The sequence below is a fragment of the Microcoleus sp. T2B6 genome, assembly GCF_036700475.1.
GTDB lineage: Bacteria > Cyanobacteriota > Cyanobacteriia > Cyanobacteriales > Microcoleaceae > Microcoleus.
The window spans coordinates 42,382-59,598 of the sequence record NZ_JAUBOZ010000031.1; the positions used below are offsets into that span (position 1 = coordinate 42,382).

The following is a 17,217-nucleotide window of genomic DNA, read 5'->3' on the forward strand; positions in this document are numbered from 1 at the left end:
AAATCCCCTTATTTGATGTCCCAATTAAGTTGGCAGAAAAACAATCTTCGCTTACGCACTCCCGACCAAAGCAACCGGGTTTTTTAACTTTGTTCAAGGGCTGTAACCAAGTATTTTTGTACAACCCGGTTGATGCGTCCAGGACTATTTTTTGCTTGACTTTTGCATTAAAAGTCCCAGGAGGATAACGCAAGTTTCTGGACATTTTGCTGCCACATTCAAAGGGTTTTAGCCGAGATACACACCTGGACGTACCGCGAGGCGAAGAAACTGTTTTTTTTACTCTTTTCGCTGCAACAAAGTATGGCTGTGAAAAACCTCGGTTTCGACGCACCCGCCCCTCAGTCTTAAGATATTTATAGGTGACTAAGAGTATAGATCGCTCGCCCCGCACCCAAAGCCTACCATATATAGCGGTTCTCAAGCGTGGTGAGGGGGGCCAGTCCTATGCCTATGCCCTATGCCCTATGCCCTATGCCCTATGCCCTATGCCCTACGCCCTATGCCCTATGCCCGCGTGAGCACCTCATGTTACTGATAAAGGCTATAAACTATTTTCTCGGTCTTTTCTATGCCAGCAATTCCTTAAGTTTAGCAATATTTTCATTGCTCAAGTAAATTTTAATTTCTAGTTCTTGCTCAGATTCCCACAGCAGCAGCAGATTATCTGCCCCCAAGGCGATTTCGGGATTGTTTAATTCAAGTGTTTGATATTTAACTTCGGGAATTCCTACGCGAATTACCAGTTCCGATTCCAACTGAGGATAGATGTACAATTGCTGTTGCAAGTTGTCAAGTTCTAATTTGTCAACAGTGTTGTTACGTTGGACAGGAGAATCGGGTATGTACCAATAGAGAGTTTCCTCCCGAATTTCGGGATTGACTATCACAAATGTTTCATCAAAACGCTGGGGGTGCCAGTGAATTTCGCTCAGACCGCCGATTTGCGGAATCAGTCGCTCTACCCAGCTAATTTCTTTCCCGTTGAGGTTTCCCCACCACTGACTAATATTATCGAGATTGTCAGCATTTTCGGGGTCGGTGCTGCCGGACTGCCAGACTGTTTTTAGTTGTTGCATATACAAGTTCTCCAGGGAATTTAAATTTGAGATTGCAGGCGTTCAATTGGAGATTCATTCGTTATACAATAATTTTAATGGACTTACCAATTATTTACCACGAAGATTACGTTGCACCTCTGCCACCGGATCACCGCTTCCCGATGGCAAAGTTTCGGATGCTTTACGAGATGCTGCTCGCGGACGGGGTAGCAGATAAATCGCAATTTCACGCTCCCGAACTTCCCCCTCAAGAATGGATTGAATTAGTCCACGACCACTCCTATGTTCAAGCTTACTGCAACGGGACGCTCGATAGCAAAGCGACTCGGCGAATTGGTCTGCCTTGGAGTCGGGCCCTTGCTAATCGCACTTGCACTGCGGTTGCAGGAACTGTACTAACTGCAAAGCTCGCTTTAGACTACGGTTTGGCTTGCAATACTGCGGGCGGAACTCATCACGCCTTCCCAGCTTTTGGGTCGGGTTTTTGTATTTTTAATGATTTGGCGATCGCCTCTCGCGTCTTGCAAAAAAATGGTTTAGTTCGCAAAGTTTTAATTGTCGATTTAGATGTCCACCAAGGAGACGGAACCGCCGTAATTTTCCAAGATGACAGTAGCGTTTTTACTTTCTCCATGCACTGCGAAGTCAATTTTCCCGGCACTAAACAAAAGGGCGATTTAGATGTACCTTTGCCTGTCGGTATGGAGGACGACGAGTATTTACAAACCTTGGATAAATTCTTACCAGATTTGCTTTCAAAAGTCAAGCCCGATTTAGTTTTGTACGATGCTGGAGTAGACCCTCATCACGGTGACAAACTGGGAAAATTAGCTTTAACTGATACGGGCTTATTTCGCCGGGAAATGCAAGTTTTGATGGCGTGTTTGGCTGGCGGCTATCCCGTTGCCTGCGTGATTGGCGGGGGCTATTCCGATGACGCTAAGGGGTTAGTTTACCGACATTCGCTGCTGCACCGAGCCGCCAGTCAAGCCTACAGGCAGTATCGACTGTGATCCACAGCGGCGATACTTCGGAAATATGGCGGAAAAAACAGTCTCCCTCACCGAAATAAAGAAAAATACTATTAGCGATCGCTCCAGCTTGCCAGATCGGTACAACTTGAGCTAAAAAGTTGTTAAACAAACAACGGTACTTATGTCGAAAGCCAGCGACTCCAATCACCCCTATCCACTGCTGGTTGTCATTGTTAACTACCGAACCTCTAGTTTGACAATTGACTGCTTGCGCTCTCTAGTTAGCGAAGTTCAATCGCTGCCCGGTATGCGAGTTGTAGTTGCCGACAATGCTTCAGGCGATCGCTCCGTCGAAGAAATTAGTAGTGCGATCGCCTCAGAAGGCTGGAATGAATGGGCATCCTTCGTTCCCCTAGACCGCAACGGCGGATTTGCCTTCGGCAACAACGCCCTGATCCGTCCCGCCCTCCAATCCACCAATCCCCCCCCTTACTTCCTGCTGCTCAACCCAGACACCATAGTTCGCCCCGGTGCCCTCAAAGCCCTCGTCGATTTCATGGACACTCATCCCGAAGCCGGCATCGCCGGCAGCCGGTTGGAAGACCCCGACGGCACGCCCCAGGAGTCAGCTTTTCGGTTTCACAACATCTTGACCGAACTCGATTTTGGTTGGCGGACAGGCTTTATATCCAAGTTATTAGCCAACTGGGCCGCAGCGCCTCCCATTTCCCAAGAAACCTGTCAAACTGATTGGGTAGCTGGAGCCAGCATGATCGTCCGTCGCGAAGTATTTGAAAAGATTGGCTTGATGGATGAAGCTTATTTCATGTACTGCGAAGAAATGGACTTTTGTCTGCAAGCGAACAAAGCTGGCTGGAGTTGCTGGTACGTACCCGAAAGTCGCGTGGTGCACTTAGTCGGCCAAAGCTCAGGCGTCACTGACACCAAAAAGCCCGCCAAGCGGCTGCCGACTTATTGGTTTGATTCCCGGCGTAGGTACTTTATCAAAAACTACGGCTTGGTTTACACAGCATTAACTGATGTATCTTGGGCTTCGGGTTTTGCAGCCTGGAGGGTGCGTCGCGTACTTCAAGGCAAACCAGATGGCGATCCACCACAATTGCTGAGGGATTTTGTATTAAATAGTGTATTTTTTAAGGGGGGTAAGATTGAAAAATCCAAAAACTTTTAAAGGGAGTTGGTAAATCGGTCAAAGCCAACTAAACCAGGTTAACCTAGGCAAAGCAAAATATTTGCAGAGGCAGACCAGGAATTAGTATTCTTGAGCGATAAAACCGGGTTGCTTTTTTCTCAAAAACCTGATTAACCAATTAATATCGTCGGCATCTAGCAATAGAGTAAACAAGAAATAGTGTGAATTAGAGCTTATGGTAATTGAGCAAAACTTAATCACGAGTGAAAATCAAGTAGAAGAAGCCCGGCTGGGATTGTGGCAGCAAATTAAAGAAGACTGGATTGCTCATGGTCGAGATTGGACAAAACCGGGATTTCGCGCCGTAGCAGTGCAGCGTTTTGGCGTCTGGAGAATGCAGGTAGAACCGAAATTACTGCGGGCTCCTTTGAGCATTCTTTATCGATCGCTCTACCGAAAAGTCCGCAATAGTTACGGGATAGACTTGCCTTACACTGTGAAGCTCGGTCGTCGCGTGGTGATTGAACATCAAAACGCTATTATTATTCACGGATATTGTACGATCGGCGACGACTGCATTATCCGCCAAGGCGTAACTTTGGGAAACCGCTATTTGGACAAACCGCTAGAATCTCCTCAATTGGGCGATCGGGTTAACGTCGGCGCTGGCGCAAAAATCCTCGGAAAAGTAAACTTGGGAGACGACGTAAATATCGGTGCCAATGCTGTAGTTTTATCAGATGTTCCCGCAGGTCAAACTGCCGTTGGTATCCCAGCCAAAATTATCAAATCCCGCCCTCCGGAAAACAATACTTAAATCATTGTCTTCCTTCTGCCTTTTCCTTCTCCTATAACTCTGCGGAGATTCCATCAATCTACCTACTCAAGTTAAAGATGGCTGTTAAGGCAAACTCCACACATAGGCACAATTGTCAACATCATCAAAATATTCCACAAATAATGGTTGAGTCAATCACTAAGCCAATCGTTTCTGCTACAGAAGCAGACTGGAGCCGCGAAAAACCCAGCAACTGGTGGGAACCCAGTCGCCAACTGCTCAAATCTATCCGCAACTATCAAAAGTGGCAGAAGCAGGGTGGAATTGCAGGATATATTTTATGCCGTTGGAACGTTATTCAGTATCGATTTTGGAGCGTGGTAACTGCAACAGACATCCCTTTAAACTGCCAAATACAAGGAGGACTGGTGCTGCCTCATCCTAATGGCATTGTCATTCATCCCAGTGCTTCCATTGGCCCTAACTGTCTGATTCTTCAACAGGTGACAATTGTTGGTGATGTCAAAATCGGCGGTCACGTCGATATCGGTGCAGGAGCGAAAATTATTCGCTCCGTAACGATCGGCGATCATGCTTTGATTGGTGCCAATGCTGTGGTGATTTGTGACGTGCCACCAGGTGCAACCGCTGTGGGAATACCGGCAAAAATAATCGAAAAAAAAACCCAGGGAGTCTGAAAAATAATTTCTATAAGTCGCAGAAAAATTAGGAAATTAGCTCGACTTTTATTAAAATATAAAAGGAACTGCTCAGTAGTCGAATTTTAGAGGTAAGAGTTGAAACAAGTGGGATTAGTGGCGATCGGACGAAATGAAGGGCAGCGCCTCCGCCAATGCCTAGTGTCTGCCACAGACAAAGTTGCCCGCGTCGTCTATGTCGATTCCGGCTCAACAGACGGTAGCCTAGATTTAGCCCGATCGATCGGAGCCGATACAGTAGAACTAGACTTATCTATACCGTTTACCGCAGCACGCGCCAGAAATGAAGGCTTTGCCCGCTTGCTGCAATTAGTTCCAGACATCGAATTTGTCCAATTTGTAGACGGCGACTGCGAAATCGTTGACGGCTGGATCGATCGGGCCTACAGCGAACTCACAGCCAAACCCGAGGTAGCAGCAGTATGCGGGCGCAGGCGCGAACGATACCCCGAAGCCAGCATCTACAACCAATTGTGCGACATCGAGTGGGATACCCCCATCGGCGAAACCAAAGCCTGCGGTGGCGATTCCATGATGCGCGCGGCAGCATTTGAGCAAGTCGAAGGTTTCAATCCCACACTAATAGCCGGCGAAGAACCCGAACTGTGCTTGCGGTTGCGCCAAAAAGGTTGGAAAATCCTCCGCTTAGATGTAGAAATGACCCTGCACGACGCGCAAATGAGCAGTTTCTCTCAGTGGTGGAAGCGGGCTCAAAGAGCGGGTCACGCCTATGCCGAGGGTTCCTGGATGCACGGCAGCGAACCAGAGCGCCATTGGGTCAAAGAAACCCGAAGCACCTGGCTGTGGGGATTAGTCTTACCAGCCCTAGCCTTGGCAATGACATGGCCGACAAAAGGCTGGAGCTTGTTACTATTGAGTGGCTACCCCTTAGCAACCTATCGCACCTATAACTATTATATAAAGCATCGGGATCTCACAACTAAAGACGCAGCCATCTACGCTTTGTCATGCGTATTAGCCAAATTTCCCCAGCTACAAGGTCAAATCCAGTTTCACCAGCGCCGATTGTTGGGGCAGCAGAGCAAACTAATCGAATACAAAACAACCAACTCTATTAATTCAGCCAGCTAGAATTACAGGTAACGTGCCAGAAAATCCACCCCTGAGTAGCAAACAAATGAGTAATAAAAAATTAAAAGTTTTACTAATTGTAGAGCAGTGCAATCCTGACTGGGCATCTGTACCTTTGGTGGGCTACAATTTTTTTCAAAAAATTAACAACTTAGTTGATGCAACCCTCGTTACCCATATTAGAAATAAACCCGCTCTCGAAAAACACCCGGAATACGAAAATATTTTCTAGCTGGAAGAAGGAAATTTTAACAAACAGTATTATAAAATAGTAGCCAAGATTACGGCTAACGGGCGAGTAAATTGGCCTCTTTATAATGCCTTGATCTACCCAATTTATGCAGAGTTTAATCAGCAAGTCTACCAAAAATTTAAAGGGAAAATTCTCAACGGAGATTATGACATAGTTCATGCAATTACCCCGATGATGCCCCGATATCCGTTTAAGGTAGTCAGTGTGTGTCAGCAGACTCCTTTTATTCTAGTGCCTGTGAATGGGGGCATTCCATTTCCACCAGGCTTTCAAGAAACGGCCAGACAAGAATTTGCTCAATTTGGTAGTAATAAATATGTAGTGAAGTTTAATTACAGTAATTGAATACATAAGATTATTTTATAAATAACACAATCAAATTTTGTGATTTTAATATTTCTTTACGCGCTCGAATGTAGATTGAGTTACAGTTAGGCTATCATAAGTAACTATTACTGGAATCCGTGGTATCTGCCAATATTAGTTTAGTCATAGAATATGCTACCCTCACGACCAAATTGCCCTGATTGTGGTTCAAATCACATAGTTAAAAATGGTAGAATTCATAATAAAAAACCAAAATACAAATGTCAAAGTTGCGGTCGCCAATTTGTCGAAAATCCGACCAACAAAGTAATTACCTCACAAACAATCATATTTAATCGATCGACTTCTTTTGGATAAGATTTCGTTGGCTGGTATAGCTAGAAGCACGGGTGTTTCTCAAAAATGGTTACAGGATTACGTAAATAATAAATATGCCTCAATCGAACGAACAGTAAAGGTTAAACCTAAAAAAAAAGTCAGATTGAATGTTGAATGTGATGAACTTTGGTCATTTGTAGATTGCAAAAAAAATAAGCAATGGGTGTGGTTAGCAATGGATAGAGAGACCAGGGAGCATCTCACCTTTGCGGCCAAGCTAGAAATTGGAGTTTTGAGGCAGGAGGCAGGAGGCAGGAGGCAGAAGGAAAGAGGAAGAAGGAAGGAGCCACAAGAAGGAAGGAGCCAGAAGAAGTATTTTTACAAATATGAGATGCTCCCAGAGACCAGAGAAATTATTGGTGTTTATATTGGCGCTCGTAGCGAAGAAGGAGCAAAACAATTATGGAATTCTCTACCTCCTGTATATCGACAATGTGCTGTTTGCTATACAGATTTTTGGGCTGCATATGCTTGTATTTTTCCTTCGCTACGCCATCAGCCAGTTGGTAAAGATAGTGGAAAAACTAATCACATTGAAAGATTTAATAATACTTTGCGCCAACGTGTTTCTCGGATCGTAAGAAAGACTCTTTCATTTTCTAAAAAGTTAGAAAACCATATTGGTGCTATTGGGTATTTTATCCATCATTACAACTATGTTTTGAGCCAATAAATATCTAATCACTACATATTTATTACTACCGTATTTTTAAGTCTCCTGATTCGTTGAAATTATCCCAACTAATTCGGTCTAAAAATACGTACCCATTTCGACAACTGGCTGACAGTTTTGCCCCGAATTCAACGGATTTCCCGGCTTTCCCTCTGACAATGGGGCGGATATGTGGTTGCTTTAAACTTATCCAACTGTCGGGAATACTATGTTCTTTCTTTTCATACATTGACAACTGTTGACGGTAGACTTCTGCAACTACTAACAGCATTTTATAATGAGATTTACTCAGCAACTGTAGCTCACCCATTCGCTCTATATTCGTCAAATTTCTTTGGATGTATTGCAGTTGTTTTTTAATGGCTTTTATTCTTTCTTTTCGTTGTGGTTTGCGTTTTTTTGCTAGAGTTAGGTATTCTTTCCTGGCTCGGTTTCGATATGCGATCGGCTTTTTTTTTACGGGTGACTGAATTTGATTGTGTAGAGCATCTATGATTTTTTCTGTATGTTCTCTTGCTTGATTTAATAGTCCTAAATCCGTCGGATATTTAATGTCGGATGGCGCGCAGGTTGCGTCTAATATTAATTTTCCTTGATTCTTAGGCTCACTTAGGTCTGATGACTTTTTTCTACTTCCTCTCCTTGCACTTGGGTCTGGTTTTTGACCATTTTTTCATTGATTTTATTGACGAGGTTGACACCTATTCTTTGCCGAAAATAAACGAACATGGATGAGTCAAATGGTGCTTCATTACTATAACCACTCAGACCTAGGAAGTATTGTAGGTATGGGTTTTCTCTTATTTGTTCTACTGTTTCGGCGTCGCTAGTTCCTAATCTTTCTTTGATTATTAATGCCCCCAAGGCCATACGAAACGATTTGGCGGGCGCTCCCGTTGAACAGGTGAAATTTTTGGCATATTCTACTTCAAATTCTGACCACGGAATTATTTTTGCCATGATTACCCAACGATTATTCTCTGATAATTGTCCCTGTCCGTTAAGGTCAAAGTTGGACGGTGCTTTTGGGGTTGGGTCAAGTTTTCGGTACATCAACGAAAGTGATACTGTGCATGGCTTTTGACTAATTTTAGCTCATAGTCTTACACTTTATCCGCGCCGCTCGCGAGTCAAAGTCTTTTCAGGTAAGGGTTTTAGGCTTATTCAGCAAGCCCTATGTAATTAATTTTGCTTAACTACTTAGCAACGAACTGGGGCGGCCCTGCAGATTATCTGAATTCCACTTGCGGTATTTTAGTAGAACCCGCTTCCAGAGAAGGCTTTGTCAAGGGACTGACAGATGCGATGCTCAAGCTCGCCCAGTCACCAGAATTGCGGCAGAGTATGGGTTGTGCGGGACGGGAACGAGTCCGGCAGCATTTTGATTGGGAACACAAAGTCGATCGAATGCTTGAAATTTATCAACAAACGATCGACGATTCCCCCAAGCATTAGGTAGCCGACCATTAAAGCATAAAGCAGCAGCTTTCAGGTTGAAAGCTGCTGCTTGGGGGTGCTAAAAATGTATGTGGCGACCCAAAGACCCCGCTCTACATCCTAGCTAGCTAAAAACGGGTTAACCCGTTTGTTTGGTTAACCCGCGAGCTTGGAAACATGCAGATCAATTAGTTTTGCACTACCAGCTTAACGTTGGCATTTTGCAAACCGCGCTGCTTGACTGCTGCCAAGGTCTTGTTAACTGCGTACTTCTGGTTGATGGAGTTGATTAACTCAGTTTGATTGTGCTTTTTGGCGACACCCCAGAGGTCGGCAATCAGGTCAAAGGAACCATCGCTATTGCGAGACCAACCGAGGTCATATTCGCCTTCCAGAATCGCCACGATGTCGGAGCGAACGCGCTGACCGTTATAGCCACGAACATCAGCTTCTGACTTGACTGAAATGCCCAAGTCGCGCAGGGAAGCTTTCAGGATTTCGGCATCGGTGATTTTGGTACGCAGTGTGCTAAAGTGAGACATTGGATTTCCTCCTAATACAACTGAGAGAGAAACAACAACGGTCTGGATTTAACGGTGCCGCTGGGCGGCTCTTGAATCGAACTGCTAGCTGTTGCTAGCCTTTGCTCCTGTTTGGACCAGGAGAAAGCTTTTAGAATTCCATTCGCTGGTATTCAGCGACGGAAGACGCAGCGGGCCGTGCACGCTGTCTAGCCCAATCTCGCAGGGCGGTGACCTGTTCGGTCATTGTTTTAGACAGTGGCATTGTGGATTTAATGGCCGCGATGATGTCTAGCTGCGTAAACTCTCGATCTTGAGCGAAGGCTTCGTACATTGCGGCTACTAGCGCTTGCTCAATCTCTGCACCTGAAAAGCCCTCGGAAACATTGGAAAGTTGCTCTAAATCGAAGCGAGTAATTTCCCGACGGCGCTTTGACAGGTGAATCTTAAATATATCTTGGCGTTCTTCTTTGGTAGGCAGATCAACAAAGAAGAGTTCGTCGAATCGGCCTTTCCTCAAGAATTCTCCCGGCAACCGCTCGATTCGGTTGGCTGTTGCCATTACGAAGACTGGGGAAGTCTTTTCTTGCATCCAAGTGAGGAACGAACCGAAAATCCGGCTGGAGGTGCCTCCGTCTGAGTCGGCCGAACCAGTGCCTCCTGCAAAGGCTTTGTCTAGTTCGTCGATGAAGAGGAGGGCTGGAGAGATCGATTCTGCGGTTTTGAGGGCATTGCGGAGGTTTGCTTCCGATCGACCCACCATCGAGCCGTCGTAGACTCTACCCATATCTAGCCTCAGCAGGGGCAGTCCCCAGAGGCGGGAGGTGGTCTTAGCAATCAGCGATTTTCCGCATCCGGGTACGCCGAGAATTAACATCCCTTTTGGTTGGGGCAGGCCGTATTCTCTCGCCCTTTCTGTAAAGGCGTTGGAACGCTGTCTCAGCCACCGCTTCAGCTCTTCTAAACCGCCGACTGCATCCAGGGTTTCGTCTTCTTCAATGAACTCTAGAATGCCGTTGCGCCGAATTAATTGCTTTTTCTCCGAAAGAACTATGTCTACTTCTTCTTCTGTGAGGCGCCCAGTCGAAACTTGGGCTTTGCGATAAACTTTTTCAGCTTCGTCCTTGGTCAATCCCAAGGCTGCTTTTAAAAGTTTTTCTCGCCCTTCTGTGGTAATGCGTCGCGATTTCGTTTGCTCCAACTGACCAGACAATACTTGGTTTAGTTCCTTCATGTCTGGCAACGCGAAGTCTAATACCACTACTTCCTTTTCTAGCTCGATCGGAATTTGCTGCAAAGGAGACATCAGTATAATTGTCTTTTGCGTTCCTTTGAAGTTGGCGATCGCATCGCGCAACCACCTCGTTACCGGAGGAGAATCTATAAAAGGATGCAAATCTTTGAAAATGTAGATGCTAGCGTTACTGTTGGGTTCTCGCTGCCTGATCACCCATTCAATTGCTGCCTCTGGCGAGACGGTGTTGTGTTGGGTGGTGGTGCGGGGTTGACCATACTCCACAATGCCGTGAGTTACAGTCCAGATAAATACTCGTCGCTGTGGTTTCGCTTGAGCTATTGTCGAAATTGCTTGCTCACACCGCTCTTCCTCGGATGTCACGAGGTAGATCAGAGGATATTGAGCTTGGATTAGAATACTGATCTCTTCTTGCATATTCCTCGACCCACTAGAGACGGTGCTATCTTTGCTGAATCTCAATGCTGCCATTAGCCCTCTTACTGAAATGTTCAGTTTTAGCTTTTTGGGGAAGCAAGGCATTCTTAGCAGGGAACCAATTCTTCCTCTCCCGGTTTGGCCGTGCTGGCACTGACGCCCGACACCTGCTTTACTGGAAGATCCTGTTCAGCCAATACGCTCGGCTGACTTGTTACGGATGCCAGTTCTCCATCTCGCATTACTACTGAACCCGTGCATTCTGGACAGTTGTATACCCGATGGGTTTGTCCGTAGGAGGCTTCTACTTCGTCAACCAGTTCGGGATTTCCTAGGTAGAAGACAATTGCCCTTTCTGCAATTGATGACATCGGTTCAGTTTCGACTGCGGCTCGGATTTTGAGCTGGCGATGCAGTTCTGGTGGAAGATACAATGTAACTTTTTGCTTTTCTTGCATATGACAGTGAATTGACTTACCCGGGTATGTATATCAGATTAGCCGCTTAATTCTTTGCTGTCAAGCCTCTATGCTGCTTTAGCGTCATCTTGTAATATTTCGTTACATTTGACGTAAATCTGGGGCAGTTAACAACGAAAAAGTTAGGGGTGTAGCTGATGAGGCCGAGGTGCAGCGGCAGGTATGGGTAGCGTCAATCGATTTTAGATTTTAGATTTTAGATTTTAGAGGCGACCCCACGGATAAATGCGGGGGCTTGAGGATTTTTGATTTTAGATTTGGGATTGATTCCACGGATAAATCACGTGGCGGGTACCACCTTTGAAATTCCTGGTCAAGGACGATCGACCAACTATAAATATCAACAATAGATATATAAGAGTAGGGCCCACAAATCCTTTGAGTGGCCATCTGGGGTAAGGTGCGCCATCAGCACCCAGCCCTGTCATGAGTGGTGAAGAATACCCCCAAAGGCTTGAAATGTCATAGGGGGCGATCGGTAATATATACTTGGAGGCGGACTTGCTAACCTGAAATTTTTAATTTTAGATATCAAAGAACTGACTGATGGATTTAGACCAACAGATTCAAGCATTGATCGAAAAAGCTCCGCCCGACGGTTCGACGCCACAAATCTTAAAGGCGATCGCCCCGGCCCTGGTGTTAATTGCCCAACAGCTACAGCACCTCGAATACTCGATCCTGCAAGCGGTAGACCAAAGTTGGGCGATCGTGGTTTTGAGCAATCTCAAGCAACCGGGACGGGAGAAGAGGGTGATTTATGCTTGGACAAGTATTAAAGATGCGTCGCAGGCTGCGGCTGCTGGGGGCGATCGCCTCAGACCGGTGGTTTTGCCTGTCACTCACCTTTTATTTCAGATGATAGCTCTTGAAGGTCTTGACAGCATTGTTTTTTTTGAAAGTCCCGGAAATCAGGAAGTCGGGACGGAAATCCCTCGCGAGCAAGTACAGAGTTTAATTAACGTTTACTTGCAACAGTATCGATCGGCTCCCCCGTCGGATATTGCCTAAAAACTCAATTTTCTATTATTAATTGGTAACAGGGCATTAGGCATTGGGAATTTCCCATTACCAATTCCCCATTACCAATAAAGTGTAACTTTTTCACCTCTAATAAAGTCTACTCAAAACGTATTCAGCCAAATCAATCAAAGCTTGACGGGACTCTGAATGGGGCAGCGCAGCTAAGTATTCGACGGCTTTCTGTGCGTGATTTGTGGCTAGTTCTCGCGATCGCTCTATGCCTCTAGAATCTTCTACCAGTGCCAGGGCCTGCTCTATATCTCCTTCTTGGGCAAATTCGCGTTCTATGAGAACTTCCAAGTAAGGTTTTTCTTCTAGGGCGAATAGTGCGGGTGCTGTCAGATTACCGCTTCTGAGATCCGAGCCTGCAGGTTTCCCCAAAGTTTCCGTGGAAGCGGTGAAATCTAATATATCATCTACTATTTGGAATGCCAAACCAATGTGCCGACCGTAGTTGTACAAATCGTCTGCTATTTCCGCTGAAACCTCGCTCAAACAGCCCGCTGCTTTGGAACTGTTGGCAATTAAAGACGCTGTTTTGTAATAACTTTTTTCGAGGTACGCTTCGATCGATAAACTGGTGTCAAATCCATTTAGTCCCTGTTGAATTTCCCCCTCAGCTAAATCCATAATCACTTCTGAAAGCAGTTTGACTACTGGCAGGTTGTCGAGATTTGCCAAATGCCAGGAGGATTGAGCAAACAGAAAGTCTCCCGCCAATACTGCCACTCGGTTGTTAAACCGACTGTGAACCGTCGGCACTCCCCGCCGCAGATCCGACTCGTCCACCACGTCGTCGTGGACGAGACTAGCTGTGTGGATCATTTCCGTGATTTCAGCTAGGCGGCGGTGTTTTTCCGTGATTTCGCGATCGGGCATAGTCGCCTTGGCCATCAACAGAACGATTGCGGGTCTCACTCGTTTTCCCTTTGTGCCGAATAAGTATTCTGCAGCCGCGTACAAGATGGGATGACGGGCACCCACTAACTGTTTTAAGTTTTCTGTCAACAGTCGCAGGTCTTCTTCAACCGAGGAAAATAGGAGAGTGCTAGAGATCATGGATACGCCGACTCAAGCCGTAAAGTAACAAAATTTTACAAATCATATCTTTATTTTAAGGTAATTCTCTGCAATAGAAAAGAAAAATCTAGGCGATCGGCAGTTATTTGTCATCTGCCACCCGATGGGAGTCACCCGCCTGCCAGAGGCGAGTAGCCGGCTGCCAGAGGGGTTGCCCCTATTGTATCGAATTGTTAAGGACACTGCCAAAAAATCTCTAAATCCCAGAAACCCTGTGTTATTATGGGTATTAAGGATTTAAACAATTCTATACATTAAGTACAGCCAGACTGGCAGGTAGCTTTTAGGTGCCTGTAAAAGTTTCGTAGAGCCAGCCTTGTTAGTCGATCGCAGCCAAAATTTCTGGGACAGATTTTTAGTTCCTCGCGACTAAAAGTTTTCAGAAGTTAAGAGTAGCGCATCTTATGTGCACGGTAGCTCAAAGCAGCTAAAGTGGATGGTTTTAGGCTGTTTAAGCATCTGTAAAGCAGTAAATCATTATTGATGACCGGGAACGGCTAAATGTTCCCGCAGGCTTGATATGGAAAAACAGCCTTCAGAACCAAGGCATGGTCTTGCGTGCTGACTTAATGTAGTAGGTCTTGAACTTGTCCTGCTCCTCCTCGTCCTTGACTTTTGGTTCTAATTATGATTTATCGCGATATTCCTCTAATTATTCCCATTCTGGCCGCCGGCTATGTAATGACTATTTATGTAGTGCTGATGTTGGCCGAACGCAGCACTAAAATAACTCGATTAGGCGAGTAGTGCACTGCTGGGCAGCCGAAGTCGGCAGCAGCGCCCTCGCTTCACCGTTGAGAATTCGGAATCCTCAATAATAACCCTGCCTTGAATGCTTGCGCGCAAAGGCAGGGTTATTTATTTACAATTGCGGGCACCGTGATTTTCTGGGCAGCTAGTTACTGCAACACGTAGCTACAGTTATCGATGTTCAATGCCAACAGCCTCTGAGGCAGAATATTATATTTAGTAGCAGCTTGTATCGCTCACAGCAAGTTTCATGTCAGGAAAACCCTGCCAATGTTCCGATAAAGCTATTAAATTACTCTCAAAAACGCTGAGTTTGAAGGTGTCGGTTATTGTGCCAAAAATCTCAATATTCCTATTTGGTAGGTCAAGAAATTACAGAAATAAAACGCGAAATTTCTGAATCTAGCAACCTGCTTGAGCAACTGAAGGAATCCATAAACTTGCACTGCAATCAAATATTTCATCAAAGGGTGCTTAGGAATGAGAATTAAATAACTTGCATTTTTTGTAGGTTGGGTTGAGGAACGAAACCCAACGCCACGCTTGATTGTTGGGTTTCGTTCCTCAACCCAACCTACGAAGTTATTTAATCCACGATCCTAAGTGTAATTTGATAGTGGTGGAATTGGGCGATCGCGATCGTTAAATAGAACAAGCAGCACACCGCTCTCGATCGGCAAAAATAAACTTTTGTAAAGGTTCAAGAAAATCCCGGAAATTACTTTGGGACAGACGTAACCAGTGAAATCACCGATCAAACAAAGACTTTGGATAACAAGTATGAATTGATAAACTCTTTTCACACGTTGTCAGAGGCAGGCAAAAGTTTGGCGATCGGGATCTTCAGGATGCGTCCTTCCAGTTCATCTACCTTTTCCAAAGGAAAAACTAAAATGCCAAGAAGATCACTTGAAATCTTCGGCGATGGTCGCGTGTACGAAATAAAAGACGACCTAGCCGTTAAAGTCACCGAGACAAATGGGCAAGTAAAAGCATTAATTGATGCTTTAAAGTTCAGCGTGGCTAAAACATACAACATTAATCCTCCAGAAAAACAACCGCCTGATGTGGCAGAACGCAGAGGTTCAAAGCAAATCAATGGAGAAGGCTTTAAGCTTCTGACTACGTTTGAAGGATGTAAGCTAACTGCTTATGATGACGGCGGTGGAGTTTGGACAATTGGTTACGGACACACTGGCAACGATGTTTTTCCAGGACTGACGATTAGCCAAACGCAAGCAGAAGAATTGCTGAGCAAAGATTTAGAAAAATTTGAATCCTTTGTTGAGGATGCCGTTGAAGTTCAGCTCAATGACAATCAGTTTTCTGCACTGGTTTGTTTCTGCTTCAACGTGGGGCCAGGAGGTTTTGGAGATTCAACTCTTCTGAGGCTTTTGAACGAGGGAAATTATCAAGGAGCTGCTAATCAGTTTCCTCGCTGGAATAAGGTAAATGGTGAACCCTGGCTAGGGCTGACACGCCGACGATTGGCTGAACGAGCACTGTTTTTGGGAAAACCCTGGCAGTCATTCTTAACCTATGAAGGAACAGGCGAAGAAGTAACAGGTGAAACAATCTCAGAAGCACCTCGCACTTTGAAACTCACCGAACCCATGATGCAAGGTGAGGATGTTCGTCAAGTGCAAGAAGCTTTGAAAACAGCAGGAATTAATCTCGAACCTGATGGATTCTTTGGCAATGATACTGACAAGGCAGTGCGGCAGTTTCAGCAGCAGAAAGGGCTAATGGCGGATGGTGTTGTAGGTGCCCAAACACGAAAAGAATTGGGACTATAACATCGATTGTGTAACCAAATTCAAACCCATAGGATAAAACCATGACTGACTCAAGCGATCTTCTCTTTAATCAACCTGTAATTGTCGAGGCTTGTGAAGAATTTGTCGAACGGGATATGTTGGGAATTAAAGGCAGTTTTCCCGGATTGCTCAAAGATGCACCCATGTCTTCGACTGCGGTGGTAAATGGCTTATCTCAGCAGTTGATATATCAACTCCAACTAATTGTGCCAGATGCCTTTGTCAGTTTTGATGACCTCAATGTAGACTTGCTGGATGCAGCCTTTCCCTATGTACAAGCCCCTGCAAAACAGGCACTCCAGAGAGCGATTCAAGATCGAGGTCAAACTATGCAGGTGAACTCTGCCTACCGCACGATCGCTCAGCAAATGCTACTGTATAACGATCGCTTCAACAACTCTAATCCTGTAGCTCCACCGGGAGCCAGCAACCACCAAACTGGGTTAGCGATCGACATTGAAGATGCAAGAGGCTGGGAAGTTTATTTGATGCGGTATGGCTGGTATCCATTACGAAACGATCCGCCTCACTTCGACTACCAAGGCGGCGGCAGGATCGATCTTCGCAGCAAATCAATACTCGCATTTCAGCAGCTTTGGAATCAGAACAATCCTAATGCAAAGATTAGCGAAGATGGCAGCTTTGGCCCTCAAACTGAGGATGCGCTTAATCGTTCTCCGGCTCCAGGGTTTCCTAAAGCGCCGTGGGATGACAAACCCAGAACGTTGCGCTTGGCGGTGCCCCGAATGGAAGGTTCGGATGTACTCAAGCTTCAGGAGGGTTTGAAAAAGGCTGGGATTGTAGTTGGGGCTGATGGTGAATTTGGGCCAGCAACAGATAAAGCCGTCAAGGAATTTCAGCAGAAGAAGGGTTTGAAGCCAGACGGAATTGTCGGACCAAAAACCCGCGAACAAATGGCTTGAACTGTTCGCGATCGAATTAACAAAATCTTGAACTGAAGGATACGTTGCTGAATGGGCAGAGTTTTCTGAAAAGCTTGAAATTGCGGCTCTAGAACTCTGCCGATACA

At 45.5% G+C, this 17,217-nt stretch carries 17 protein-coding genes and 2 pseudogenes; 13 read left to right on the forward strand and 6 right to left on the reverse strand.

What is annotated here, in order from left to right; translation table 11 throughout:
* Positions 1 to 569 precede the first annotated feature (569 nt).
* Positions 570 to 1,079: a hypothetical protein gene (locus QUA00_RS15750; RefSeq protein WP_333106863.1), complete on the reverse strand. Its 510-nt coding sequence runs from the start codon at positions 1,077 to 1,079 to the stop codon at positions 570 to 572.
* Positions 1,080 to 1,156: 77 nt separating this feature from the next.
* On the opposite strand from QUA00_RS15750, the gene QUA00_RS15755 reads away from it, so the two are divergent.
* From QUA00_RS15755 to QUA00_RS15795, 9 genes and pseudogenes are all read left to right on the forward strand, one after another.
* Entirely contained in the window at positions 1,157 to 2,074 is a 918-nt protein-coding gene (locus QUA00_RS15755) for a histone deacetylase (RefSeq protein ID WP_333410184.1), read from the forward strand.
* Between the two features lie 142 nt (positions 2,075 to 2,216).
* The gene (locus QUA00_RS15760) at positions 2,217 to 3,227 is read left to right on the forward strand and encodes a glycosyltransferase family 2 protein (RefSeq protein WP_333142088.1); all 1,011 of its coding nucleotides are present in this window, start codon (positions 2,217 to 2,219) and stop codon (positions 3,225 to 3,227) included.
* Positions 3,228 to 3,423: 196 nt separating this feature from the next.
* Positions 3,424 to 4,005 (forward strand): serine acetyltransferase, encoded by a 582-nt coding sequence (locus QUA00_RS15765; RefSeq protein ID WP_333410185.1) that lies wholly within the window; start codon positions 3,424 to 3,426, stop codon positions 4,003 to 4,005.
* A gap of 143 nt (positions 4,006 to 4,148) precedes the next feature.
* The gene (locus QUA00_RS15770) at positions 4,149 to 4,664 is read left to right on the forward strand and encodes a serine acetyltransferase (RefSeq protein WP_333142090.1); all 516 of its coding nucleotides are present in this window, start codon (positions 4,149 to 4,151) and stop codon (positions 4,662 to 4,664) included.
* 99 nt (positions 4,665 to 4,763) lie between these two features.
* The gene (locus QUA00_RS15775) at positions 4,764 to 5,777 is read left to right on the forward strand and encodes a glycosyltransferase (RefSeq protein ID WP_333142091.1); all 1,014 of its coding nucleotides are present in this window, start codon (positions 4,764 to 4,766) and stop codon (positions 5,775 to 5,777) included.
* Positions 5,778 to 5,823: 46 nt separating this feature from the next.
* On the forward strand, positions 5,824 to 6,009 hold the full coding sequence (locus tag QUA00_RS15780) for a hypothetical protein (RefSeq protein WP_333142092.1): 186 nt from the start codon (positions 5,824 to 5,826) through the stop codon (positions 6,007 to 6,009).
* A gap of 90 nt (positions 6,010 to 6,099) precedes the next feature.
* Positions 6,100 to 6,375, forward strand: a complete 276-nt coding sequence (locus QUA00_RS15785; RefSeq protein WP_333410186.1) for a hypothetical protein — start codon at positions 6,100 to 6,102, stop codon at positions 6,373 to 6,375.
* Positions 6,376 to 6,528: 153 nt separating this feature from the next.
* A pseudogene (locus QUA00_RS15790) lies at positions 6,529 to 6,919 on the forward strand (IS1 family transposase); the annotation flags it as partial.
* Positions 6,911 to 7,408 carry an IS1 family transposase gene (locus QUA00_RS15795; RefSeq protein WP_445252026.1) on the forward strand — a complete coding sequence of 166 codons (498 nt, stop codon included), beginning with the start codon at positions 6,911 to 6,913 and terminating at the stop codon, positions 7,406 to 7,408. The pseudogene QUA00_RS15790 and the gene QUA00_RS15795, both read left to right, overlap by 9 nt.
* A 34-nt stretch (positions 7,409 to 7,442) precedes the next feature.
* Here QUA00_RS15795 and QUA00_RS15800 read toward each other — a convergent pair.
* Positions 7,443 to 8,461: pseudogene (locus tag QUA00_RS15800) on the reverse strand (IS5 family transposase); the annotation flags it as partial.
* A 135-nt stretch (positions 8,462 to 8,596) separates the two neighbouring features.
* Between QUA00_RS15800 and QUA00_RS15805 the strand changes: the two are divergent.
* Positions 8,597 to 8,863: a glycosyltransferase family protein gene (locus tag QUA00_RS15805; RefSeq protein ID WP_333142094.1), complete on the forward strand. Its 267-nt coding sequence runs from the start codon at positions 8,597 to 8,599 to the stop codon at positions 8,861 to 8,863.
* Positions 8,864 to 9,033: 170 nt separating this feature from the next.
* On the opposite strand, the gene QUA00_RS15810 is transcribed toward QUA00_RS15805, so the two are convergent.
* From QUA00_RS15810 to QUA00_RS15820, 3 genes are all read right to left on the reverse strand, one after another.
* Positions 9,034 to 9,387 carry a DUF1257 domain-containing protein gene (locus QUA00_RS15810; RefSeq protein WP_006635781.1) on the reverse strand — a complete coding sequence of 118 codons (354 nt, stop codon included), beginning with the start codon at positions 9,385 to 9,387 and terminating at the stop codon, positions 9,034 to 9,036.
* Positions 9,388 to 9,517: 130 nt separating this feature from the next.
* The gene (gene ycf46 / locus QUA00_RS15815) at positions 9,518 to 11,038 is read right to left on the reverse strand and encodes a stress-responsive protein Ycf46 (RefSeq protein WP_333227465.1); all 1,521 of its coding nucleotides are present in this window, start codon (positions 11,036 to 11,038) and stop codon (positions 9,518 to 9,520) included.
* Positions 11,039 to 11,145: 107 nt separating this feature from the next.
* Positions 11,146 to 11,496 carry a hypothetical protein gene (locus QUA00_RS15820; protein ID WP_006635783.1) on the reverse strand — a complete coding sequence of 117 codons (351 nt, stop codon included), beginning with the start codon at positions 11,494 to 11,496 and terminating at the stop codon, positions 11,146 to 11,148.
* 567 nt (positions 11,497 to 12,063) lie between these two features.
* Between QUA00_RS15820 and QUA00_RS15825 the strand changes: the two genes are divergently transcribed.
* Positions 12,064 to 12,528, forward strand: coding sequence for a hypothetical protein (locus QUA00_RS15825; RefSeq protein ID WP_333410187.1), 465 nt, complete (start codon positions 12,064 to 12,066; stop codon positions 12,526 to 12,528).
* Between the two features lie 99 nt (positions 12,529 to 12,627).
* Here the strand turns inward: QUA00_RS15825 and sds are convergent, their stop codons facing one another.
* On the reverse strand, positions 12,628 to 13,599 hold the full coding sequence (gene sds, locus QUA00_RS15830; protein WP_333104787.1) for a solanesyl diphosphate synthase: 972 nt from the start codon (positions 13,597 to 13,599) through the stop codon (positions 12,628 to 12,630).
* Positions 13,600 to 15,263: 1,664 nt separating this feature from the next.
* Between sds and QUA00_RS15835 the strand changes: the two genes are divergently transcribed.
* Both QUA00_RS15835 and QUA00_RS15840 read left to right on the forward strand, forming a co-directional pair.
* A complete protein-coding gene (locus QUA00_RS15835) occupies positions 15,264 to 16,166 on the forward strand; it encodes a glycoside hydrolase family protein (RefSeq protein WP_333410188.1) in 903 nt (300 codons plus the stop codon).
* A 41-nt stretch (positions 16,167 to 16,207) separates the two neighbouring features.
* Entirely contained in the window at positions 16,208 to 17,110 is a 903-nt protein-coding gene (locus QUA00_RS15840; RefSeq protein WP_333410189.1) for a peptidoglycan-binding protein, read from the forward strand.
* The last annotated feature ends 107 nt before the right edge of the window (positions 17,111 to 17,217 follow it).

Coding starts and splice junctions, on each gene's coding strand:
- QUA00_RS15750 (WP_333106863.1), bottom strand. CDS start 1,079: ATGCAACAACTAAAAACAGTCTGGCAGTCCGGCAGCACCGACCCCGAA.
- QUA00_RS15755 (WP_333410184.1), top strand. CDS start 1,157: ATGGACTTACCAATTATTTACCACGAAGATTACGTTGCACCTCTGCCA.
- QUA00_RS15760 (WP_333142088.1), top strand. CDS start 2,217: ATGTCGAAAGCCAGCGACTCCAATCACCCCTATCCACTGCTGGTTGTC.
- QUA00_RS15765 (WP_333410185.1), top strand. CDS start 3,424: ATGGTAATTGAGCAAAACTTAATCACGAGTGAAAATCAAGTAGAAGAA.
- QUA00_RS15770 (WP_333142090.1), top strand. CDS start 4,149: ATGGTTGAGTCAATCACTAAGCCAATCGTTTCTGCTACAGAAGCAGAC.
- QUA00_RS15780 (WP_333142092.1), top strand. CDS start 5,824: ATGAGTAATAAAAAATTAAAAGTTTTACTAATTGTAGAGCAGTGCAAT.
- QUA00_RS15795 (WP_445252026.1), top strand. CDS start 6,911: ATGGATAGAGAGACCAGGGAGCATCTCACCTTTGCGGCCAAGCTAGAA.
- QUA00_RS15810 (WP_006635781.1), bottom strand. CDS start 9,387: ATGTCTCACTTTAGCACACTGCGTACCAAAATCACCGATGCCGAAATC.
- ycf46 (WP_333227465.1), bottom strand. CDS start 11,038: ATGCAAGAAGAGATCAGTATTCTAATCCAAGCTCAATATCCTCTGATC.
- QUA00_RS15820 (WP_006635783.1), bottom strand. CDS start 11,496: ATGCAAGAAAAGCAAAAAGTTACATTGTATCTTCCACCAGAACTGCAT.
- QUA00_RS15825 (WP_333410187.1), top strand. CDS start 12,064: ATGGATTTAGACCAACAGATTCAAGCATTGATCGAAAAAGCTCCGCCC.
- sds (WP_333104787.1), bottom strand. CDS start 13,599: ATGATCTCTAGCACTCTCCTATTTTCCTCGGTTGAAGAAGACCTGCGA.
- QUA00_RS15835 (WP_333410188.1), top strand. CDS start 15,264: ATGCCAAGAAGATCACTTGAAATCTTCGGCGATGGTCGCGTGTACGAA.
- QUA00_RS15840 (WP_333410189.1), top strand. CDS start 16,208: ATGACTGACTCAAGCGATCTTCTCTTTAATCAACCTGTAATTGTCGAG.